Annotated in this window: 16 protein-coding genes; 11 read left to right on the top strand and 5 right to left on the bottom strand. The window is 68.2% G+C overall.

The annotated features are described in order from the left end of the window. Window positions 1–15: 15 nt before the first annotated feature. Window positions 16–3,333 carry a BTAD domain-containing putative transcriptional regulator gene (locus tag A5733_RS25095; RefSeq protein WP_076242061.1) on the top strand — a complete coding sequence of 1,106 codons (3,318 nt, stop codon included), beginning with the start codon at window positions 16–18 and terminating at the stop codon, window positions 3,331–3,333. On the opposite strand, the gene A5733_RS25090 is transcribed toward A5733_RS25095, so the two are convergent. After that, window positions 3,323–4,018: a hemerythrin domain-containing protein gene (locus tag A5733_RS25090; protein ID WP_233152786.1), complete on the bottom strand. Its 696-nt coding sequence runs from the start codon at window positions 4,016–4,018 to the stop codon at window positions 3,323–3,325. The two genes, A5733_RS25095 and A5733_RS25090, sit on opposite strands and share 11 nt — an antisense overlap. Before the next feature lie 74 nt (window positions 4,019–4,092). Between A5733_RS25090 and A5733_RS25085 the strand changes: the two genes are divergently transcribed. Beyond that, entirely contained in the window at window positions 4,093–4,908 is an 816-nt protein-coding gene (locus A5733_RS25085; protein ID WP_067775427.1) for a DUF5718 family protein, read from the top strand. A 12-nt stretch (window positions 4,909–4,920) separates the two neighbouring features. On the opposite strand, the gene A5733_RS25080 is transcribed toward A5733_RS25085, so the two are convergent. Both A5733_RS25080 and A5733_RS25075 read right to left on the bottom strand, forming a co-directional pair. Further along, window positions 4,921–5,256 (bottom strand): hypothetical protein, encoded by a 336-nt coding sequence (locus A5733_RS25080; RefSeq protein WP_067775424.1) that lies wholly within the window; start codon window positions 5,254–5,256, stop codon window positions 4,921–4,923. After that, complete coding sequence (locus A5733_RS25075; RefSeq protein WP_076242059.1) at window positions 5,253–6,863, bottom strand: Rieske 2Fe-2S domain-containing protein; 1,611 nt, start codon at window positions 6,861–6,863, stop codon at window positions 5,253–5,255. Before A5733_RS25075 ends, A5733_RS25080 begins: the two co-directional genes overlap by 4 nt. 90 nt (window positions 6,864–6,953) lie before the next feature. Between A5733_RS25075 and A5733_RS25070 the strand changes: the two genes are divergently transcribed. The 3 genes from A5733_RS25070 to A5733_RS25060 are packed head-to-tail and all read left to right on the top strand — an operon-like array spanning window position 6,954 to window position 9,302. Continuing rightward, on the top strand, window positions 6,954–7,709 hold the full coding sequence (locus A5733_RS25070; RefSeq protein WP_076242058.1) for a 1-acyl-sn-glycerol-3-phosphate acyltransferase: 756 nt from the start codon (window positions 6,954–6,956) through the stop codon (window positions 7,707–7,709). Between the two features lie 7 nt (window positions 7,710–7,716). Then, window positions 7,717–8,478, top strand: coding sequence for a 1-acyl-sn-glycerol-3-phosphate acyltransferase (locus tag A5733_RS25065; RefSeq protein WP_067775415.1), 762 nt, complete (start codon window positions 7,717–7,719; stop codon window positions 8,476–8,478). After that, window positions 8,478–9,302 (top strand): Cof-type HAD-IIB family hydrolase, encoded by an 825-nt coding sequence (locus A5733_RS25060; protein WP_067775412.1) that lies wholly within the window; start codon window positions 8,478–8,480, stop codon window positions 9,300–9,302. The genes A5733_RS25065 and A5733_RS25060 overlap by 1 nt, the downstream gene beginning before the upstream one ends. A gap of 15 nt (window positions 9,303–9,317) precedes the next feature. On the opposite strand, the gene A5733_RS25055 is transcribed toward A5733_RS25060, so the two are convergent. Further along, complete coding sequence (locus A5733_RS25055) at window positions 9,318–10,925, bottom strand: N-acetylmuramoyl-L-alanine amidase (RefSeq protein WP_076242057.1); 1,608 nt, start codon at window positions 10,923–10,925, stop codon at window positions 9,318–9,320. A gap of 108 nt (window positions 10,926–11,033) precedes the next feature. Then, complete coding sequence (locus tag A5733_RS25050; protein WP_067775404.1) at window positions 11,034–11,990, bottom strand: hypothetical protein; 957 nt, start codon at window positions 11,988–11,990, stop codon at window positions 11,034–11,036. A gap of 240 nt (window positions 11,991–12,230) precedes the next feature. On the opposite strand from A5733_RS25050, the gene glf reads away from it, so the two are divergent. From glf to A5733_RS25020, 6 genes are all read left to right on the top strand, one after another. Continuing rightward, window positions 12,231–13,475, top strand: a complete 1,245-nt coding sequence (gene glf, locus A5733_RS25045) for a UDP-galactopyranose mutase (RefSeq protein WP_067775402.1) — start codon at window positions 12,231–12,233, stop codon at window positions 13,473–13,475. Further along, window positions 13,472–15,433, top strand: coding sequence for a glycosyltransferase (locus A5733_RS25040; protein WP_076242056.1), 1,962 nt, complete (start codon window positions 13,472–13,474; stop codon window positions 15,431–15,433). The genes glf and A5733_RS25040 overlap by 4 nt, the downstream gene beginning before the upstream one ends. Window position 15,434: 1 nt before the next feature. Next, complete coding sequence (locus tag A5733_RS25035; protein ID WP_067775389.1) at window positions 15,435–15,968, top strand: phosphatase PAP2 family protein; 534 nt, start codon at window positions 15,435–15,437, stop codon at window positions 15,966–15,968. After that, window positions 15,965–16,906: a decaprenyl-phosphate phosphoribosyltransferase gene (locus tag A5733_RS25030; RefSeq protein WP_067775386.1), complete on the top strand. Its 942-nt coding sequence runs from the start codon at window positions 15,965–15,967 to the stop codon at window positions 16,904–16,906. The genes A5733_RS25035 and A5733_RS25030 overlap by 4 nt, the downstream gene beginning before the upstream one ends. After that, window positions 16,884–18,932 (top strand): flagellar motor control protein ZomB, encoded by a 2,049-nt coding sequence (gene zomB / locus A5733_RS25025; protein WP_304528752.1) that lies wholly within the window; start codon window positions 16,884–16,886, stop codon window positions 18,930–18,932. The genes A5733_RS25030 and zomB overlap by 23 nt, the downstream gene beginning before the upstream one ends. 312 nt (window positions 18,933–19,244) lie before the next feature. Then, a complete protein-coding gene (locus tag A5733_RS25020; protein WP_067775384.1) occupies window positions 19,245–20,252 on the top strand; it encodes an esterase family protein in 1,008 nt (335 codons plus the stop codon). The last annotated feature ends 173 nt before the right edge of the window (window positions 20,253–20,425 follow it).

The following is a 20,425-nucleotide window of genomic DNA, read 5'->3' as shown; positions in this document are numbered from 1 at the left end:
AGTAGTACTGCGGACATGAGGGGGGACAACCCGGCACGGGTGAGGGTGCTCGGGCCCGTAGCGGCCTGGGTGGGAGACGATCCGGTGGACCTCGGCGCCCGGCTGCAACGGGCGCTGCTGGCCAGACTGGTTGCCGCACACGGTCATACGGTGTCGGTCGACCGGCTGATCGAGGATCTGTGGGAGGGCGAGCCGCCGCCCAAGGCGCTGTCGGCACTGCAGGTCTACGTCTCGCATCTGCGGCGGGCGCTCGAACCGGGCCGGCAGCGTCGAGCGCCCGCTCAGATCCTCGTCAGCGCCGCGCCCGGATACTGTCTGCGGTTGCCGGTCGAGGCCGTCGACTCGTGGCGGTTCGAGGCCAAAGTCACTGTGGCATACGAGGAACCGGATCCTCAGCAGCGGGTGCGCCTGCTCGACGAGGCGCTTGACTGCTGGTCGGGAGATCCGTTCGCCGGCGCGGGTGACGCGCTGTGGGCCGCGCCCGAGGTGGCCCGGCTGACCGAACTCCGGTTGGCGGCGGTGGAATCCCGGGCCGCGGCGCAGGTGGAGCTGGGCCGGTACGGCACCGCCATCGCAGCGCTGGAACGCCATGTCAGCGAGCGACCCGGCCGGGAGGGCGCCGCGGCTGTGTTGGCGACGGCGCTGTACCAGAGCGGCCGTCAGACCGACGCCCTGGAGGTGTTGCGGCGCACGCGTGAGCATCTGGTCGAGGAACTGGGCTTGGAACCCGGCCGGGCGCTGCGTGACCTCGAAGGCGACATCTTGCGGCAGGCCGATCATCTGGAACCGTCCCGGCCGGTTCCGCAGCCGGCGACACCGGAGGTCGCGACACCGGCTCGGGGTGGACAGGCCGCCTACGGCAGGACCGAGGAACTCGCCGAAATCGACTCTGCGGCAAAGGCTGTCGTCGCGGGCCGCAGCGCGGTGCTGTGGATCGCCGGGGAGGCCGGGTCCGGCAAGACCACCTTGGCGCTGGCTGCCACGGGACGGTTGCGCGGTGCGGGCTGGCGCACCGTGCACGGCCGGTGCCCGGAAGTCCACGGCGCGCCGGCCGGCTGGGCGTGGACCGAGGTCTTGCGGGAGCTCCTCGACCCGGAGGGGCCGACGGACGACCGGCCCGCGCTGGCCCCGCTCCTGCACGACGGCGCAGTGGTCGAGCCCGGCACGTTCTGGCTGGGGCACGCGGTCGCCGATGTACTGAGCACCGTCGCGGCGGACCGGCCGTTGGTCGTCGTGCTCGACGACCTGCACCGCACCGATGGCCTGACGTTGGAGCTGCTGCGGCTGGTGGCCGACCGCATCAAGGATCTGCCGATCCTCGTCATCGCCACCTATCGCCCGTCGGAGGACCGGGGCGAGCTGGAGGTGGCGCGGGCGGCGCTGGCCGTTCACACCGCCGGGCACCTGTCGCTCGCCGGTCTGGACGCCGCGGCCACCGCGGCGCTGGCCGCGGACTGCGGGCTGCCCTCCGTCAGTGGCGAGGCGCTGCGACTGTTGCGTGAGCGCACCGGCGGCAACCCGCTGTTCGTCCGGGAGCTGGCCCGGCTGATGGCTGCCGAAGGCGCGGACGCGGTGTGGGCATCGGTACCGGTCGGGGTGCGCGATGTGTTGCGGCGTCGGCTGGCCCGATTGCCCGGTCACACCGTCACCGCGCTGCGGCAGGCCGCGGTGCTCGGCCGCGATATCGACCTCGACCTGCTTGCCGAACTCGGCCACAGCGACCCCGACGACCTGTTGGACGCACTGGAACCGGCGGTGCTGCTCGGCCTTCTCGACGAGCCGGCGCCGGGCCGGCTCCGGTTCGCGCACGCGCTCATCCGCGACACGCTCTACGAGGACACCTCGAAGCTGCGGCGGTCCCGGCTGCACGCGGCCGCCCTGGCCCTGTTGCAGGCGCCGGGACGATCGGTCGACCCGGCGATCCTGGCCCACCACGCCGTCGCCGCCGCCACCTCCGAAACCGCTTTGGCTGCAGCCTCATTCGCCACCGAAGCGGCCCGCGAGGCGAGCTCGGTCGGCGCGAACGCCGAGGCCGCTCGGCAGTGGCGGACGGTGGTGCAGATGCTGGAGCTGGCGGCCAGTCGCCGGTTGCCTCAGGGCGCCGACGCACCGGATGACGAGATCGACGCGCGGTGCGGCCTGATCTCCGCGCTCGCTCAGTCCGGCGACGCGGTGGCGGCGCGCACCGAGATGAAGGCCGCACTGCAGTTGTTGTCGGGCAGGTCGCGCGACGACCTGACGGTGCGGGTGCTCACCGCGTGGGACACCCCGTTGGTGTGGCGCGACCGCGAGTACGACGAGTCCGATGCCCAGATGATCGCACTGTTGCGTCATGTTCTGGCCGGTGACCAGATCACCGCGCCCGACCGGATCAGGCTTCTCAAGGCGTTGTTCGTCGAACTCGAGGGCACCGATCCCGACGGGGCGCTCGCGGTCAGCACCGAACTGCTCGAGTTGGCCCGGCGCGTCTATGCCGAGGACCCGGCGGCGTCGGGCCGGCTGCTGTGCACCGCGCTCAACGTCCGCGGTTACTGCTCGCTGGGGCCCGACCTCGACGCCGAGCGCGACGCCGTCGCCGCCGAACTGCTGCAGACCGCCGAGGCCACCGAGCAGGCCGACTATCAAGCCGTGGCGCACTGGTTGTTGTCGCTGGCCGCCGGCCACCGATCCGACCTGCCCACGGCCAAACGGCACGTCGATCTGGCCGTGGCCCGGGCCGGCACCGGTCAGCTCGTCCACCTGCTCGGGGTGCTGGGCCTGTTCCGGGCCCGGATGTACCTGTTGGTCGGTCGCCTGGACGAGGCGGTGCGCGCCTACACAGACCTGGCTGCGCGCATGGTGGAAAACGGTGCGGCCAACGGGGCCAAACTGGCCATGGTCGGACGGGTGACGGGCGAGTTCTGCCTCGGAGATCTCGGCCTGCTGGCCGACGAACTGCTGTTCTTCTACCGCGAGGTGTCGGTCGCGGCGTTGGATGCCGCGGTGCTGGCGTTGATCGCCCGGGGTCGTGAGGCCGAGGCGCGGGCGCTGTGGCAGGACCGCAGGCCGATCGAGCGGGCGTACTTCTGGCTTCCGTTCACCGTGCTGCGGGTCAACGCGGCCGTGGCCCTCGGCGATCTGGAGGAGGCCCGGGTTCGTGCGGCAGAGCTGGATCCGTATTCCGGCCGGATCGCCGGGCTGGGCGTCGACGGGCTGATGGTGGGCCCGGTGGACGACGCGCTCGCCGCGGCTGCCGAGGCACTCGGCCGGCCGGATCAGGCCCGTGAGTACCGGAGCGCGGCTGCGGTGCTGCGGGACCGGTTGGCGGCCGAAGCCCGGCCGTTCATCGACTGACGGCAGTACCGAACACCGCACGCTCCCGCCGCCGATGCACCAACCCGAGCACGGCGAACAGGACGCGGACCCCGATACCGGCACTGCCCACCAACGCGTCCCGTTCGTCGGCGGTCATCACCGCCAGCGCCCGCGGTGCGTCGAACGACATCCGGCCGCCGTCGCGGGCGGCGCGTTCCACGGCGGTCCAGTCGGTGACCGACACGTGTTCGGTGATCAGCCCGAAGACTTCTCGCTCCTCGTCGTTGATGTGCTCGGTCAGCAGCGCCGAGAGTTCGGCCAGCTCGATCGCCATCAGACCGGCGATCTGTCGATCACCCATCGACAATCGGAACGATGCGGCGCGGGCCCGTAATTGGTGCAACCGCGGCTCGAGCGCGGCGTGGTCGTCGGTCAGCTCGCTGAGGTCCACGTGATCACCGGCGCTCGCCACGATCACCGGCCACAGCACGGTGTCCTCGGTGGTGTGGTGATGGTGAATCGAATCACACAGCAGTTCCACATATCGGGAGATGGCCCGGGCCCGCCCCGGCGTGCAGATCACGTCACGGTCGCGAACCGCGATGGCCAGGTCGGTCAGCCGCAGCAGGTCGGCCAGCATCACCCGGTGCGCCACCGCGATGCCGCGTAGGTCGGGCACCGGATCATCTGGGAGACGGGGCGCGACGGTGCTGGTGGTAGTCATGGACCACATCGTGCTGACCGTGACTTAAGTATGACTTGTCACCGGCTTGTCGCCCCCGCAGTAGGGTTGCAGCCATGATGGACATCGACCTCGCCGAAGTGCGCAACTGGTTCGGCTTCGGTGTGGCCGGTAACTTCGCCGGTCACCTCGAACAAGCTGGGGAGGCCGGTGATTTCGTCAAAGTTGTTACCGAAGGGTACGCCCCCAAAGGCATCTTTCCGTGGTATGCGCCCGGACGGGATGACTTTCTCGGCGAGTTCCCGCTGTCCACCGATGCCATCCTGTTGCCGGCGGCCGGCGAGGTTGACGGCCCGTTGAACCTGCAGATCGAGCCCGAGGTCGGGGTGGCCTGCCGGGTGGTGTGGAACGGCGACACCGTCGCGCGGCTCGAACCCTTCGCGCTCGGCGCCTTCAACGACTGCTCGATCCGCAGGCCGGGTGCACCCAAGATCAGCTACAAGAAGAACTGGGGGCCGGCGTCCAAAGGTGTTGCGCCACAATTCTTCGAGATCAGCGACCTGACCCCGGACGGCCCCACCGCCAACATGCGGCTGGTCTGCTACCTGCGTGAGGACGGTGGGCAGCAGCATGCCTACGGTATCGATTCACCGCTGGTGGGCTACTCGTACTACGGCGAGGTCCTGCTCGACTGGATCGTGGAACGGCTGGCCAACCAGAAGGGTTCGGCTGATACCCCGTTGGAGGATGTCGGCGCGATGATGGTGGCCTCCGGACACCCGGAGAATGTGCTCATCGGCATCGGCGCGACCCGTTACACACCGCTGGGCGAGTCCACTTTTCTCAAGCCGGGCGACGAGGCCATCGTGCGGGTGTACGACGCTGCCTCCAGCGGGGCTTCCGAACTGCGACAGGTGGTTTCGGCCCGCTGAGGGCGGGACGAACTAGCGTCCGAGCAGCTCGTCCAACCGGGCGATCAACTCGTCCGGGCGGGCCGGGGTGAACGCGGGTTTGGGGTAGACACCGGGCACATCGAGGGTGACCAGAATCGAGCGCAGCGGCCGGTGCATGTCCAGGGGCAGCCAGCGGCGCAGGTCGGTGCTGCCCCACAGCCGGAAGCGTTGCATCCACAGCCCCAGCGGCTCGGCTTTGAACGACCGGATGTCCCGCAGCGGAATCACTTTCGAGGTTCCTGACGGGAAGTGATAGCGGCGCAACGTGATTGCCTCACGGTCCAGCTGGACCAAACCGTCGTCGTAGTACTGGCGCGGCGCGGTCACAGCTTCCCGCCCGGCGCTTTCTGCTCCTCGCGTGCGCCCGGCCCTTTCTGCTCCTCGCGTGCGCAGCGAAGCTCATGCCCCTTGGTCGTCAGGCACTTACCGTTCTCCAGGTTCCACTGCCAGCCGTGCAGGTTGCAGGTGAGCGTATTTCCTTCCACCACCCCGAATTTCGACAGGTCGGCCTTCAGGTGCGGGCACCGGCGTTGGATTTCCCAGCCGTCGAGGGTGATCGACGCGGAATCGTCGTGCGCCTCGGCGAACCAGCCGTCGGCATACGCGATGCGCTCATCGGTCAGGCATTTGAAGAACGTGTACAGGTATTCGTTGTACCCGCCCACCCGCCAGGCTTTGAAGCGCGTGGACAAGAAGATCGTGTTGACCCAGTCCGGCTCGTTGTCGCGCAGCACGGTGCGCACCAACTCGGGCGGGATCGCAAAGCCGTAGCGGAACTTTTCGTCGGCAATGGGCTCGCGCACCAGGCGTTTCGGGAAATCCAGGACCACGGTTTCACTGTGCTCGGGGCCGTTCAGCCGCAGCTCCACCGGATACCCGATGCCGTCGCAGATCTGGTCGGTCTGGCTCATGATCGGTTCGAACAGCGCCCGCAGCGCCGGCAGGAGCGGCTCGCCGGCAGCGGGCGCCCACGAGGCCTTCTCGGCGGCCAGCACCGGGGCCATCCGCTGCGCGAAGTCCTCGATGTAGGCGGCCTTGCCGGTGGTGAAGATCGACTCCGGATCCTCGACCGGGTGGGTCAGCGAATCCAGTTGCGATCCGGTGAAATCAGCGGTGCTGCCCGGGATCATGAGCAGGCCGCGGTCGTGGCCGTGGCGGCGCATCTGGTCCAGGAACACCACCTGGTCGGGGAAGATGTTCGCCGGATCGCCGTGGTCGTCGTTGAGGTCGCGCAGCTCGGCGTCCAGGAAACACGGTGGGCCGGCCGAGGGGATCACCCACGTCGCACCCACCTGCGCGATGTACTGGCGGCATCGGTCCATCTGGCGCTGGCGTTTCTGGATTCCGAAGGACTCCTTGGCCCGCGCCGGCATGTCGTAGACCATCGGGTACCAGATGGCCCCCGAGTACTGCAGCATGTGCACGTCGATCTGGCCGAAGTCGGCGTGCAGCACATCAAGGTCGACGGGACGCGCGTCGTTCATGTTGAACACGGTGGTGACGCCGTCCGACACCACCAGCCCGGAATCGCCGATCGGACCGTCGGCCGGGGCCCGCAGCGCGATGATCATCACCTCGAGGTCGCCCTTGGGGCCGCTGACGGTGTGCTTGACGGAGTCCGTCGTCTCGAAGAACCGGTGAAAGCCCAGCTTCTCGAGTTCGCGCTGCAGGTCGGGCACCGGGAAGTCGGGCAGCAGCACCACGGCGTCCTTGTTGACGTGGCGGCGCAGGTTCTCCGGATCGAAGTGGTCTTTGTGCAGATGCGAGACGTAGAGGTAATCCACATCCCCCAGCGCCGCCCAGTCCAACTGCGTGTTGTCGGGGAACGGGAACCACGAGGCGAAATACGCGGGGTTGACCCAGGGATCGCACAAAATGCTGCCGGCCTTGGTCTCGATCCGGAAGCCGGCATGCCCGACGCTGGTGACCTGCACAAACAGCCTTTCGATGGAGAACTTTGATGCTCGCCCAGCCTAGCCCGAGTTGGGTGATGCGCCGATGCGGGCTGGGATTAGGCTGGCTACGTGGAACCGGCGTACGGGACAGTCATACAACTCGCTCGGCTGGCCTGGCGGCTGCAGGGGCTGAAGTTCACCGTGACCGGGGTGGAAAACCTCCCGGTCACCGGAGGAGCGGTGGTGGCCATCAACCACACCAGTTACTTCGACTTCACGTTCGCCGGTCTGCCGGCCTACCGGCAGAAGCGCGGCCGCAAGGTGCGGTTCATGGCGAAGAAGGAAGTCTTCGACAACGGCATCACCGGACCGATCATGCGCAGTTTGCGCCATATCGAGGTGGACCGTGACAGTGGCGCGGCATCGTTCGAGGCGGCGTGCGACTACCTGAAGGCCGGTGAACTGGTCGGGGTGTACCCCGAGGCGACGATCAGCCGCAGCTTCGAGATCAAGGATTTCAAGTCCGGTGCGGCGCGCATGGCGATCGAGGCCGGCGTGCCGATCGTGCCGCACATCGTGTGGGGCGCCCAACGCATCTGGACCAAGGGCCACCCGAAGAACCTGTACCGGCCGAAGGTGCCGATCACGGTGGCGGTGGGGGAACCGATCCAGCCCACCCTGCCGGCAGCCGAGCTCACCGCACTTCTGCATTCCCGGATGCAACATCTGCTCGCCGAGGTGCAGGACGCCTACGGGCCGTACCCGCCTGGCGAATTCTGGGTGCCGCACCGGCTCGGCGGTTCCGCCCCGACGCTGGCCGAGGCGAACCGGATGGATGCCGAGGAGGCCGCCGCCAAGGCAGCCAAGCGAGGGGCCTCGGAGTAAGTCGAGAATGGAACCGGTTTTCCGCAGTTTGGAGATCGCCGCGAGGCTCGCGGTCCGGGCCACCGGAACCCGGATCACCTTCGGCGGGTTGGACAACCTTCCGGCCACGGGCGGCGCCGTCGTCGCGATCAACCACACCAGCTACGTCGACTTCCTGCCTGCGGGGCTGGCCGCCACCGAGCGCGGTCGCCGGATGCGCTTCATGATCAAAGCTGAGATGGAGCAAGTGCAGCCGGTCGGATACCTGATCAAACACACCGGGACGATCCCGGTGGACCGCGGGGCGGGCGCGGGCGCCTACGCCGTCGCGGTGGACGCGCTGCGTCGTGGCGAGCTGGTCGGGGTGTACCCGGAGGCCACCATCAGCCGCAGCTTCGAACTCAAGGATTTCAAGACGGGAGCGGCCCGGATGGCGCTGGAGGCCGACGTCCCGATCATCCCCCTGATCGTCTGGGGCGCGCACCGGATCTGGACCAAAGATCATCCGAAGGCGTTGGGCCGGAAGAAGATTCCGGTCACCGTCCAGGTCGGTGAACTGATTGCGCCGACCGGTTCGGTGACCGAGCTCGACGGGCGGCTGCGCACGGCGATGACACAGCTGCTGGACCGGGTGCAGCGCGAGTACCCGACACCGGCAGGCCGGCACTGGGTGCCGCGTCGTCTCGGCGGAACCGCGCCGACGCTTGCCGAGGCCAAGCGTCTCGACGAAGCGGAGCTGGCCGAACGTGCGCGCAAGCGGGCGGCGCGGGAAGCCACGGGGAAGAAGTGATGCATCCGGAGCGGACGCCGGGGCTGATCGCCACCGACGTGGACGGAACACTGCTCGACGACGACGAGTTGGTCACCCCGCGCACCCGGGCTGCGGTCCAGGCCGCGGTCGACGCCGGGGCGACGTTCATCCTGGCCACGGGCCGTCCCCCGCGCTGGGTGGCCCCGGTGGTCGACGGGCTCGGACTGGCGCCGATGGCGGTGTGCGCCAACGGTGCGGTGATCTACGACCCGGCCACCGACCGCATCGTCTCGGCACGCACCCTCTCGCCCGAGGTGCTGGGTGAGCTGGCCGAGATCGCCACCCGCGTGATCCCCGGCTCCGGGCTGGCGGTGGAACGGGTGGGCTCCTCCGCGCACGATGCCGCCACCCCGCAGTTCGTCAGCTCGCCGGGATACGAGCACGCCTGGCTCAACCCGGACAACACCGAGGTGTCGGTCGAGGATCTGCTCAGCGCCCCCGCGGTCAAGCTGCTCATCCGCAAGTCCGGTGCGCGCAGTGCCGAGATGGCCGCTGAGTTGCTGAAACATGTTGGGCTACAAGGAGATATCACCTACTCCACCAACAATGGCCTGATCGAGGTGGTGCCGCTGGGGATCAGCAAGGCCACCGGTGTGGCGGAGTTGGCTGCCCCGCTGGGGCTCACCGCAGCCGATGTGGTGACCTTCGGCGACATGCCCAACGACATTCCGATGTTGAGCTGGGCCGGGCGCGGTGTGGCGATGGGCAACGCCCATCCCGAGGCGATGGCCGCCGCCGACGAGGTGACCGTGACCAATGCCGAGGACGGCGTGGCCCGCGTCCTGGAACGCTGGTGGTCCTGACCCGGCCTGGCCGGCTCAGGTGATCGGGGTGAAGCGCTCCAGCTGTACCGGTTGCTGATCGGGTGCCGGGGGCGGCAGTTCCACCGGCACCCCGTCGACGACGCGGGTGACCAGGCCGGTCTCGCGGTCGAAGTTCAGGGTGCCGTGCTGGAAGTTCTGAACGATCCACTGTGGTTCGGGAATCTCGGCGCTCGTCGGCAGGCCCAGGATTCCGCGCTCGAAACCCAGTGTCCCCCAAGCTTCGTAGATCGAACCGGTGACCGGCTGGGCGCCGCTGACCGGTGACCAGTAGACGGCGCCGTGCTCGAAGGTGGCGTAGCGGGCTCCGGCCTGCCCGACCGTCTCCGGAGACGTCGGGTTGCCCAGCATCCCGGCCGGCCCGCCCACGGCCTGCCAACGTGCGTAGATCGCGCCGCCGCGCATCTGTTCGGCCAGGTCTTCGGGCCCGGGTGGGCGGTTGAACCGGGCGGCGATGTCGCGGATACGGTCCATCTGGGCATAGGCCGCGTTGCCCGGGCAATCGGTGATGCCGACGTCGCGGTGGGTGAAGATGGTCGGCAGGGTCGGGGTGGCCCCGCGCGGGAAGTGGGTGAAGGAGCCGCCGGCCGAGGTCAGGGCCACGGTGCCGTGCGGATCGATGTGGTCGAGGCCCAGCCGCCAGCCCAGCAGCCGGCCGGTGTTGCGGATCTGGATGTCGGTGGGCGGCACGACGTCGAAGTCGCCCAGCATCGCCACCCCCCAGGTGTCGATGTTGAAGCCGCCGGTGTGGGATCCCTCGACGGGCTTGTCCATCCCGCCTGCGCGGCCCTCGAACACCTGGCCGTACTTGTCCACCATGGCGTTGTAGGCGATGTCGCACCAGCCCAGCTCGCGGGTGTGGTACTCGTAGATCGACCGGATGATGCCGGCTGAGTCCTCCGGGGCGTAGTCGTTGCTGCCCGCGGTGTGGTGCACGATACCGGCGCGGATCCCCTTGTCGTACACGGTATTTCCGCAACGCATCGATTCGTCGGCGCCCCACTGGGCGCGGCTGATGATGGTCGGCGGCTGCCCCGGGTTGATGGCGGCGGTGGGCAGCGGGCCGATGTCGGCCGGGGCCTGCGGCGGGCTGATCAACACCGCGGTGACGTTCTGGCCGATCGGCGCCTCGGCGTTGGCGGGCACGTAGCCCAGCGCGGGCCCGGCTTTCGAGGTCTTGGCCGGTTTGGGGGCGGGAGGCTGCGGCGCGCGGGTGACGGCGATCTGCACGGTGGTGGTGCGGCCGACGAACACCGGCTCGGTACCGCGCGGGCCCGCGGTGTCGGCGCCGACACCGTCGAGATTCTCGGCTTCGTACCAGGGGCCCCAGCTGCCGTCATCCTTGCGGGCCCGCACCCGCGCGGTGGTTCCGCGCAGATCCGCGGAGGTGAGCGCCACCATCGAGAACGGGGTGTCTTGATGGATCTCCCGAATGCTCTCGCCGACCGCGAGGTTGTCCAAGGGTTGCTGTGTCAGCTTCGGCGCACTGTGTGACGTATTGCCTTGTTCGCTGAAATCGGATCCGGCGATCGCCCACGGAACGATGGCAACCGTCGCCGCGAGTGCGGTGAACAGAACGGACGGTGCGGGACGACGGGACTGCACGGACTGATGTTACGTATGGGTCTGGTGTTACTAATGTTTCGACACGCACGCAACGGCACCGCAGAGCCCGATGGCTTCTGCGGTGCCGTTCTTGTGGCGGAGCTGTGTTTACGGAGCCGGCGGTGCGGGCGCCGGGACCGGCGCGGGCACCGGCGGCTTCATCGCCGAGGTGATCGCGGGGAGCACCATGCCCTTGAGCAGGTCGATCGCCTGGCCCGCGCCGAGTTGATTGGCGGCGCTGGTCAGATCGCCGAACAGGCCACCGCCGCCACCGCCGGTCGCGGGCATCGCAGCCAGCGACGGATCGGCGGCGCCGAGCAGCGGGTAGGTTCCCGCGGCCGGGTCCAGTCCGATCGGGGCCGAGATCGGCACCTCACCGGGGGCGGGCAGGCCGCCCGACAGTGACGGGTCAAGACCCACCGGCGAGGTGGTCAGGCCCGTACCGCCCAACCCGGCCGGCGTGGTGGTCAGCCCACCGGGCGGGGTGAGCGCCGGGTTGGTGAGTGACCCGGGGTTGGTCAGGCCCGGATCTGTCAGCGACGCCGACGGCAGTGCTCCCTCGGGCGACGTCAGCGCAGGCGACAAGCCGTTGGGGCTGGTCAGCGACGGATCGGGGGAGGTGAGCCCCGGTGAGGTGAGCCCGGGCGAGGTGAGACCAGGCGAGGTCAGACCAGGCGAGGTGAGACCAGGCGAGGTCAGACCCGGCGACGTGAGACCGGGGGAGGTCAGGCCCGGCGAGGTGAGACCCGGTGAGGTCAGCCCCGGTGCGGCCAGACCCGGCGAGGTCAGTGTCGGCGAGCCGAGGGTCGGCGTGGGGGTCGAGCCGGTCAGCAGGCCGGTCGGCATCGGCGGCATGTTGATGCCGAACTGGGACAACCCCTGGGAGAGGGCGGACATCAGCTCGCCGGGAAGGTCGGTGACCAGCGCGGCCTGCGTGAACTCGCGCTGCTGGGGCGCGGACGGGGAAAGCTGCGACATGGCGACAAGGGCGACTGGACTTGCGACTGCCACTGCGGCGACTGCGCTCATGGCTGTCGAGAGCTTGCGTCGACGTCGGTTCGGCACGGAAGTCTCCTCAATATGTGTACTGCAAGGTCTGCACTTCGGATAGCGGGGTGGTGCTTTCCTCTTGCTTCGTCGGCGCTTGGTGGACCGGTGGTTTGAAGCCCCTGAGTGCCAACGTGATCGATGTTAAGGCTGTGACTCCTGTGTCTGGAGTGACGATATTGAATCGTGAGCGAATTGCGACCTGGACCCTTTGTCGAATTCGGGGCACGGGGGCGCGGTCGGATACCCTGGCTGCCGATGAAGTCCTTATCTCCCCGGGTCGCTGCAGGCCAGACCAGCGGTCATTTCGACTTGTTTGTCGTCGGTTCCGGTTTCTTCGGTCTGACGATCGCCGAGCGCGTGGCGACGCAACTCGACAAACGTGTCCTTGTTATCGAACGCCGGCCCCACATCGGCGGTAACGCCTACTCCGAGGCCGAGCCGCAGACCGGCATCGAGGTCCACAAATACGGGGCCCACCTGTTCCACACCTCCAACCAGCGGGTGTGGGACTACGTCCGGCAGTTCACCGACTTCACCGGCTACCAGCACCGGGTCTTCGCGATGCACGACGGCCAGGCCTACCAGTTCCCGATGGGGCTGGGCCTGGTCTCACAGTTCTTCGGCCGTTACTTCACGCCCGACGAGGCGCGGGCCCTGATCGCCGAGCAAGCTGCCGAGATCAAGACCGCCGACGCGCAGAACCTGGAAGAGAAGGCCATCTCGCTGATCGGGCGCCCGCTCTACGAGGCGTTCGTCAAGCACTACACGGCCAAGCAGTGGCAGACCGATCCCAAGGAACTTCCTGCGGCCAACATCACCCGGCTGCCGGTGCGCTACACCTTCGACAACCGCTACTTCAACGACACCTACGAGGGCCTGCCGGTCGACGGGTACACCGCCTGGCTGGAGAACATGGCCGCCGACGATCGCATCGAGGTGCGGCTGGACACGGACTGGTTCGACGTCCGCGACGAACTGCGGGCGGCCAACCCCGACGCCCCCGTGGTGTACACCGGGCCGCTGGACCGTTACTTCGACTACGCCGAGGGCCGGTTGGGCTGGCGCACACTAGATTTCGAACTTGAGGTGCTCGACACCGGAGATTTTCAGGGCACCCCGGTGATGAACTACAACGACGCCGATGTGGACTACACCAGGATCCACGAGTTCCGGCACTTCCACCCCGAACGTGACTACCCGGCCGACAAGACGGTGATCATGCGGGAGTTCTCGCGATTCGCCGGCGACGAGGACGAGCCGTACTACCCGATCAACACCGAGGCCGACCGCACCCTGCTGGCCGGCTACCGGGCCCGGGCGAAGGCCGAAACAGCCTCGGCGAAGGTGCTTTTCGGTGGCCGGCTGGGCACCTACCAATACCTCGACATGCACATGGCCATCGCCAGTGCGCTGAACATGTACGACAACACCCTGGCCCCGCACCTGACTGACGGTGCGCCGCTGGTCTCCGAACCCGAAAAGGAAAGCAGCAAAGCATGAGTGACATCCCATCCGGCGCGCTCGAGGCCGGGGAATCGCGGGCCGTCAGTCTGCTGGCCCGCGTCATCCTGCCGCGACCGGGCGAGCCGCTCGATGTGCGCCAGCTCTACATCAAGGAATCGTCGACCAACGCGCGTCGGGCACATGCGCCGACCCGCACCAGCCTGGAGATCGGCACTGAATCCGAGGTCTCCTTCGCGACCTACTTCAACGCCTTCCCGGCCAGCTACTGGCGCCGGTGGTCGACGCTGAAGACGGTGGTGCTTCGCGTCGAGCTGACCGGCAGCGCCCGCGTCGACGTGTACCGGTCCAAGGCCACGGGCGCCCGGATCACCGTCGGCGGCGCCCCGGTTTCCAGCGGGACCGACGGAAACCAGGCTCAGGCCGATGGCGGCGCCCGCGCCGCGGTCGAATTCGAGATCGACCTCGCCCCGTTCGAAGACGGCGGCTGGATCTGGTTCGACATCACCACCAACTCCGCGGTGCGCGTGCACAGCGCCGGCTGGTATGCCCCGTCGCCCGCGCCGGGCCGGGCCAACATCGCCGTCGGCATCCCGACCTTCAACCGGCCCGCGGACTGCGTCAACGCACTCGCCGCGCTGACCTCGGATCCGTTGGTGGACGAGGTGATCAGCGCGGTGATCGTGTCCGACCAGGGCACCAGCAAGGCCAAGGACCATCCCGGCTTCGAGGCCGCCGCCGCGGCCCTGGGCAACCGGCTCTCGATTCACAACCAGCCCAACCTCGGTGGCTCGGGCGGCTACAGCCGCGTCATGTACGAGGCGCTGAAGAACACCGACTGTGAGCAGATCCTGTTCATGGACGACGACATCCGCATCGAACCCGATTCGATCCTGCGGGCATTGGCCATGAACCGGTTCGCCAAGGAGCCGATGCTGGTCGGCGGCCAGATGCTCAACCTGCAGGAGCCCTCGCACCTGCACATCATGGGCGAGATGGTGGACCGGTCGAACTTCATGTGGTCGGCCGCACCAAATGCCGAGTACGACCACGATTTCGCCAAGCACGCACTCGACGACACCGACTCCGAGCGCAGCAAGTTGTTGCACCGCCGGATCGACGTCGACTTCAACGGCTGGTGGATGTGCATGATCCCGCGGCAGGTGGCCGAGGAGCTCGGCCAGCCGCTGCCGTTGTTCATCAAGTGGGACGACTGCGAATACGGGCTGCGGGCCGCCGAACATGGCTACCGCACCGTCACCCTGCCCGGTGCGGCGATCTGGCACATGGCCTGGAGTGACAAGGACGACGCGATCGACTGGCAGGCCTACTTCCACCTGCGCAACCGGCTGGTGGTCTCGGCCCTGCACTGGGACGGCGACGTGCGTGGGCTTCTCGCCAGCCACCTCAAGGCCACGTTCAAACATCTTCTGTGCCTTGAGTATTCGACGGTTGCGATCCAGAACCGGGCCATGGAGGATTTCCTGGCCGGTCCCGAGCACATCTTCTCGATCCTGGAATCGGCCCTGCCCGACATCCGCAAGATGCGGCAGGAATACCCCGACGCCGTCGTGCTGCCCGGTGCCACCGAGCTACCCGCGGCCTCGGACCTCAAGCGCAAGAAGATCGGCATCCCGGTGTCCAAGCCGGCCATCCTGGTCAACTTGGCCCGCGGTGCGGTCCACCAACTGCGCCGGCACGATCCCGAAACCCACATCCGGCCGCAGATCAACGTGGCCACCCAGGATGCCCGCTGGTTCTCGCTGTGCCGGGTCGACGGCGTTACCGTCACCACCGCCGATGGGCGCGGTGTGGTCTTCCGGCAGCGCGACCGGGCCAAGATGTTCGCGTTGCTGCGGGCCTCGCTGCGCCAGCAGATGCGCGTGGTCCGTCAATTCGACCGGATGCGCAAGGTCTATCGTGAGGCGCTGCCGGTGCTGACCAGCACCCAGAAGTGGGAGACGGTGTTGCTGAGCGAGTCGCCGGAGAAAAACTGAGATGACCGATGCCCCGCGCGGCGAGGACGCCGTGTTGGTCGCCGTGCAGTCTGCCCTGGCCCCCCGGCCCGGCGTGCTGACCGGCGCTCGTGCGCTGTCGCACTTCGGTGAACACAGTGCGGGTTGGCTCGCGGTGGCGGCTGCGGGTGCGCTGGCCCAGCCGGCCAAGCGCCGCTCCTGGCTGGCCGTCGGCGCCGGTGCCTTCGCCGCGCACGCTGCCGCCGTTCTGATCAAACGGGTGGTGCGCCGTGAGCGCCCCCATCACCCCGACATCGCGGTCAACGTCGGTACGCCGAGCCGGCTGAGTTTCCCGTCGGCCCATGCCACCTCGACCACCGCCGCGGCCGTGCTGCTGGCCCGTGTCACCGGTCTGCCGCTGCGTGCGGTGCTGGTGGTGCCGATGGCGCTGTCGCGTCTCGTGCTGGGCGTGCACTATCCCACCGACGTGCTCACCGGCGTGGCCGTCGGGACCCTCGTGGGTTCTGTCGTCGGGAAAACTGCCGGTGTCGGGACTGAGGAGACCGTGGCCAAATGAGTGAGGAAGCGCAGCCGGAACTCGGTCCGCCGAAGAACCTGGCCGCCGGGCTGATCAAGGCGGTTCGTCCGCGTCAGTGGATCAAGAACCTGCTGGTGCTGGCGGCCCCGCTGGCCGCGGTCGGCAGCGGCATCGAGTACGACTACGCCGACCTCGCCTACAAGGTGTCGATCGCGTTCGTGGTGTTCTGCCTGGCGGCGTCGTCGATCTACCTGATCAACGACGCCCGCGACATCGAGGCCGACCGGGCCCACCCCACGAAACGGTTCCGGCCCATCGCGGCCGGGGTGGTCCCCGAAGGGCTGGCATACGGGCTGGCCATCGTGCTGGCGTTGGCCTCGGTGGGCATCTCGTGGCTGCTGACCCCGAACCTGGCCGTCGTGATGGCGGTCTACATCGCCATCCAGCTGGCCTACTGCTTCGGTCTCAAACACCAGGCGGTGCTGGACATCTGCATCGTGTCCTCGGGCTTCTTGATCCGGGCGATCGCCGGTGGCGTGGCCGCCGACATCCCGCTGTCCCAATGGTTCCTGCTGGTGATGGCCTTCGGCTCACTGTTCATGGCCGCCGGCAAGCGGTTCGCCGAGCTGCAGCTGGCCGAGCGCACGGGCGCCAAGATCCGCAAATCGCTGGAGAGCTACACCAGTAGTTACCTGCGCTTCGTGTGGACGTTGTCGGCCACCGCGATGGTGCTGTGCTATGGCCTGTGGGCGTTCGGGCGGGACCGCGCCAACGACATGATGAGCCTGGATGCACAGGATGCGTCCTGGTACGCCGTCACGATGATCCCGTTCACCATCGCCATCCTGCGGTACGCCGTTGACATCGATGGTGGCATCGCCGGTGAGCCCGAGGAGATCGCGCTGAAAGACCGAGTGCTGCAGATCCTGTTCCTGGCGTGGATCGGAACCATCGGTGCGGCCATCTACTTCAGCTGACCGGCCGGGCCCGAGCCTGCGCCGCATCGCCGGCAGCGTGGCCGATCGTCTGGCCCGGTGGCCGGTGTTCCCGTACCACCCCTCGGTGCGGATCAGCCTGTGGGTCAGCGTGGTCGTGGTGGCCGCGCTGTTCGGGTGGGGCGCCTGGCAGCGCCGCTGGATCGCCGACGACGGCCTGATCGTCCTGCGCACCGTGCGAAATCTGTTGGCGGGCAACGGCCCGGTGTTCAATGCCGGGGAGCGGGTGGAGGCCAACACTTCTACCGTGTGGACCTACCTGGTGACGCTGGGTGCGTGGCTGGGCGGTTCGGTGCGGATGGAGTACGTGGTGTTGGCCCTGGCGCTGACGCTGAGCGTGCTCGGTGTGGTCCTGATGATGCTGGGCACCGCCCGGTTGTACGCCCCGAGCCTGCAGGGCCGTCGCGCACTGTTGCTGCCCGCCGGTGCTCTGGTCTACATCGCCGTGCCCCCGGCCCGCGACTTCGCCACCTCGGGGCTCGAAAACGGTTTGGTGCTGGCCTATCTGGGCCTGCTGTGGTGGATGCTGGTGTGTTGGTCGCAGGCGCTGCGCGCGGCGCGACCGGCGGCCGCGGGCAAGACCCACGACGGGCCGTACCCGATCCTCGGGCGGTTCTTCGAGGGCGCCCTGGCCGCCGTGGCCGGCCTGAGCGTGCTGGTCCGTCCCGAGCTGGCGCTGATCGGCGGCGGTGCGCTGGTGATGATGCTCATCGCCGCGCGCGGATGGCGGCGCCGCGTCCTGATCGTGGTGGCCGGCGGCTTGCTGCCGGTGGCCTATCAGATCTTCCGGATGGGCTACTACGGCCTGCTGGTCCCGGGCACCGCGGTGGCCAAAGATGCGTCGGGATCCAAATGGTCGCAGGGCTTTACCTATCTGGCCAACTTCAACCAGCCCTATCTGCTGTGGGTGCCGTTGATGTTGTGTGTGGCGCTGGGGTTGGTGCTGCTGACCACGCGGACGCGGCCGTGGTGGGTGCGCCGCCAAGTGCCGCGCGGTTACGGCTGGCTGGCCCGTACCGTCCAAAGTCCGGCTACCGTAGTGCTTTTCATGTTCGTCAGCGGCCTGCTGCAGGGCATCTACTGGGTGCGTCAGGGCGGTGACTTCATGCACGGCCGGGTGTTGCTCACCCCGCTGTTCTGCCTGTTGATGCCGATCGCGGTGATCCCGGTCGTGCTGCCCGACGGCACCAAGTTCACCCGGGAGACGGGCTACCTGCTGGCCGCGGCCACCAGCGTGCTGTGGGCCGCGGTGGTGGGCTGGGCGATCTGGGCGGCGAACTCACCGGGCATGGGTGCCGACGCCACCCGCGTCACGTACAGCGGAATCGTCGACGAGCGCCGGTTCTACTCGCAGGCCACCGGTCACGCCCACCCGCTCACCGCCGCGGACTACCTGGACTACCCGCGCATGCGCGCGGTGTTGACCGCGATCGAGAACACCCCCGACGGGGCACTGCTGTTGCCGTCGGGCAACTACGACCAGTGGGACGTCGTCCCCGCCTATCCGCCGCCGGCGGGACTCACCCCGGAAGCCCGGCGCGACATGGACTTTCCGCACACGGTGTTCTTCACCAACATGGGCATGCTGGGCATGAACGTCGGCCTGGACGTACGGGTCATCGACCAGATCGGGCTGACGAACCCCCTGGCCACCCACACCCAGCGGCTGACCGACGGCCGCATCGGCCACGACAAGAACCTCTTCCCCGACTGGGCGGTGGCCGAGGGGCCGTTCTTCAAGATCCGGCCCTACATCCCGGCCTACCTCGACGAGGAATGGATCGCGCAGGCCCAGGCGGCGCTGAAATGCCCGGCCACCGAAGCGATGCTCAACTCGGTGCGCGGGGAGATGACCCCACGGCGGTTCCTGTCCAACCTGGTGCACGCCTATGAGTTCACCAAGTACCGGATCGACCGGGTCCCGCTGTACGAGTTGAAGCGCTGCGGCCTGCCGGTCCCCGAACCGAAGAACCCGCCCTACACCGGGATGCCGGCCACCGGTCCGTAACGCCCGGCCGTCTTGGGCCGATACCCAGACGAGCCCGCGTGAACGATCTTGATTGGACGTGCGAGAAACCGATGCTGACCTCTGTGGTCTCCGCCTTGGACGGGGAGACGTTGCTCACACCGGGGTCCGCGGGGCGTCACGTCCGCTGTACGTCGCAACCTCGCCCGACCAGGGCGTCGGGGCGATGAGGGCCACAACTGCTGTAGAGGAGCACCACGTGCACGTGTGGTTGACTACACGGGCACGTGAGCCGCTTACGTCGGTGTGTATCGATGTGCGGAATACGAAGAAAAGATTCAGATAGGGAGCGGTATGAAGTTCGTTGGGAAGATGCGCGGCGCAGCGGCAGGTCTGTCGCGCCGGCTGACGGTTGCGGTCGCCGCAGCGGCCGTGCTGCCTGGCCTGGTCGGCGCCGTCGGCGGCTCGGCGACCGCTGGAGCATGGTCTCGACCCGGCCTGCCGGTCGAGTATCTCGACGTTCCGTCAGCAGGGATGGGACGCAATATCAGGGTTGAGTTCCAGAGCGGCGGACCGGGTGCACCGGCGCTGTATCTGCTCGACGGCATGCGTGCCCGTGAGGACAACAGCGGCTGGGACATCGAACTCCCGACGTTCGAGTGGTTCCTGAACTCGGGCATCTCCGTGGTCATGCCGGTCGGCGGCCAGTCCAGCTTCTACACCGACTGGTACAAGCCGGCGTGTGGCAGCAAGGACGGTGGCTGCAAGACGTACAAGTGGGAGACCTTCCTGACCCAGGAGCTGCCGCAGTGGCTGGCGGCCAACCGCGACGTCAAGCCGACCGGCAGCGCCGTGGTCGGTCTGTCGATGGCCGGTTCGTCCGCGCTGATGCTCTCGGCCCGCCACCCGGACCAGTTCATCTACGCGGCCTCGCTGTCGGGCACGTTGAACCCGTCCGAGGGCTGGTGGCCGATGCTGATCGGTGTCTCGATGGGTGACGCCGGTGGCTACAAGGCCGACGACATGTGGGGCAAGACCGGTGACCCGGGCAACGCCTGGAAGGCCAACGACCCGACCGAGAACGTCGCGACCATCGCCAACAACGGCACCCGGATCTGGGTGTACTGCGGTAACGGCAAGCCGGGCGAGCTCGGTGGCTCCGATATCCCGGCCAAGTTCCTCGAGGGCTTCGTCTGCCGGACCAACTCCACCTTCCAGGAGAAGTACATCGCGGCCGGTGGCAAGAACGGCGTGTTCAACTTCCCGCAGAGCGGTACCCACGCCTGGGCCTACTGGGGCCAGCAGCTGCAGGCCATGAAGCCTGACCTGCAGCGCGTGCTGGGCGCCACCCCGACTGCCTGATCCGGCGGTAGGCGGCGAACCAACGCTGACAGTACTGACGGCGGCGCCCCCCCCCGGGGCCCGCCGCCGTCAGTCGTTTCCAGCGTCGGGTGAAGCGGCGATGTGGTTCACTACAACCCGGGTTACGTGTGTGGGGGCACATCTGGGACCGACCGGCAGCAGGCGGCGGTGAT

The organism is Mycobacterium sp. NS-7484 (assembly GCF_001953975.1).
Classification (GTDB): domain Bacteria; phylum Actinomycetota; class Actinomycetes; order Mycobacteriales; family Mycobacteriaceae; genus Mycobacterium.
This window is presented reverse-complemented; position numbering and strand designations above follow the sequence as displayed.

Bases quoted from the DNA above. Each gene is read 5' to 3' on its own strand.
- A5733_RS25095 (WP_076242061.1), top strand. From the start codon at position 16: ATGAGGGGGGACAACCCGGCACGGGTGAGGGTGCTCGGGCCCGTAGCG.
- A5733_RS25090 (WP_233152786.1), bottom strand. From the start codon at position 4,018: ATGACTACCACCAGCACCGTCGCGCCCCGTCTCCCAGATGATCCGGTG.
- A5733_RS25085 (WP_067775427.1), top strand. From the start codon at position 4,093: ATGATGGACATCGACCTCGCCGAAGTGCGCAACTGGTTCGGCTTCGGT.
- A5733_RS25065 (WP_067775415.1), top strand. From the start codon at position 7,717: ATGGAACCGGTTTTCCGCAGTTTGGAGATCGCCGCGAGGCTCGCGGTC.
- A5733_RS25060 (WP_067775412.1), top strand. From the start codon at position 8,478: ATGCATCCGGAGCGGACGCCGGGGCTGATCGCCACCGACGTGGACGGA.
- glf (WP_067775402.1), top strand. From the start codon at position 12,231: ATGAAGTCCTTATCTCCCCGGGTCGCTGCAGGCCAGACCAGCGGTCAT.
- A5733_RS25040 (WP_076242056.1), top strand. From the start codon at position 13,472: ATGAGTGACATCCCATCCGGCGCGCTCGAGGCCGGGGAATCGCGGGCC.
- A5733_RS25035 (WP_067775389.1), top strand. From the start codon at position 15,435: ATGACCGATGCCCCGCGCGGCGAGGACGCCGTGTTGGTCGCCGTGCAG.
- A5733_RS25030 (WP_067775386.1), top strand. From the start codon at position 15,965: ATGAGTGAGGAAGCGCAGCCGGAACTCGGTCCGCCGAAGAACCTGGCC.
- A5733_RS25020 (WP_067775384.1), top strand. From the start codon at position 19,245: ATGAAGTTCGTTGGGAAGATGCGCGGCGCAGCGGCAGGTCTGTCGCGC.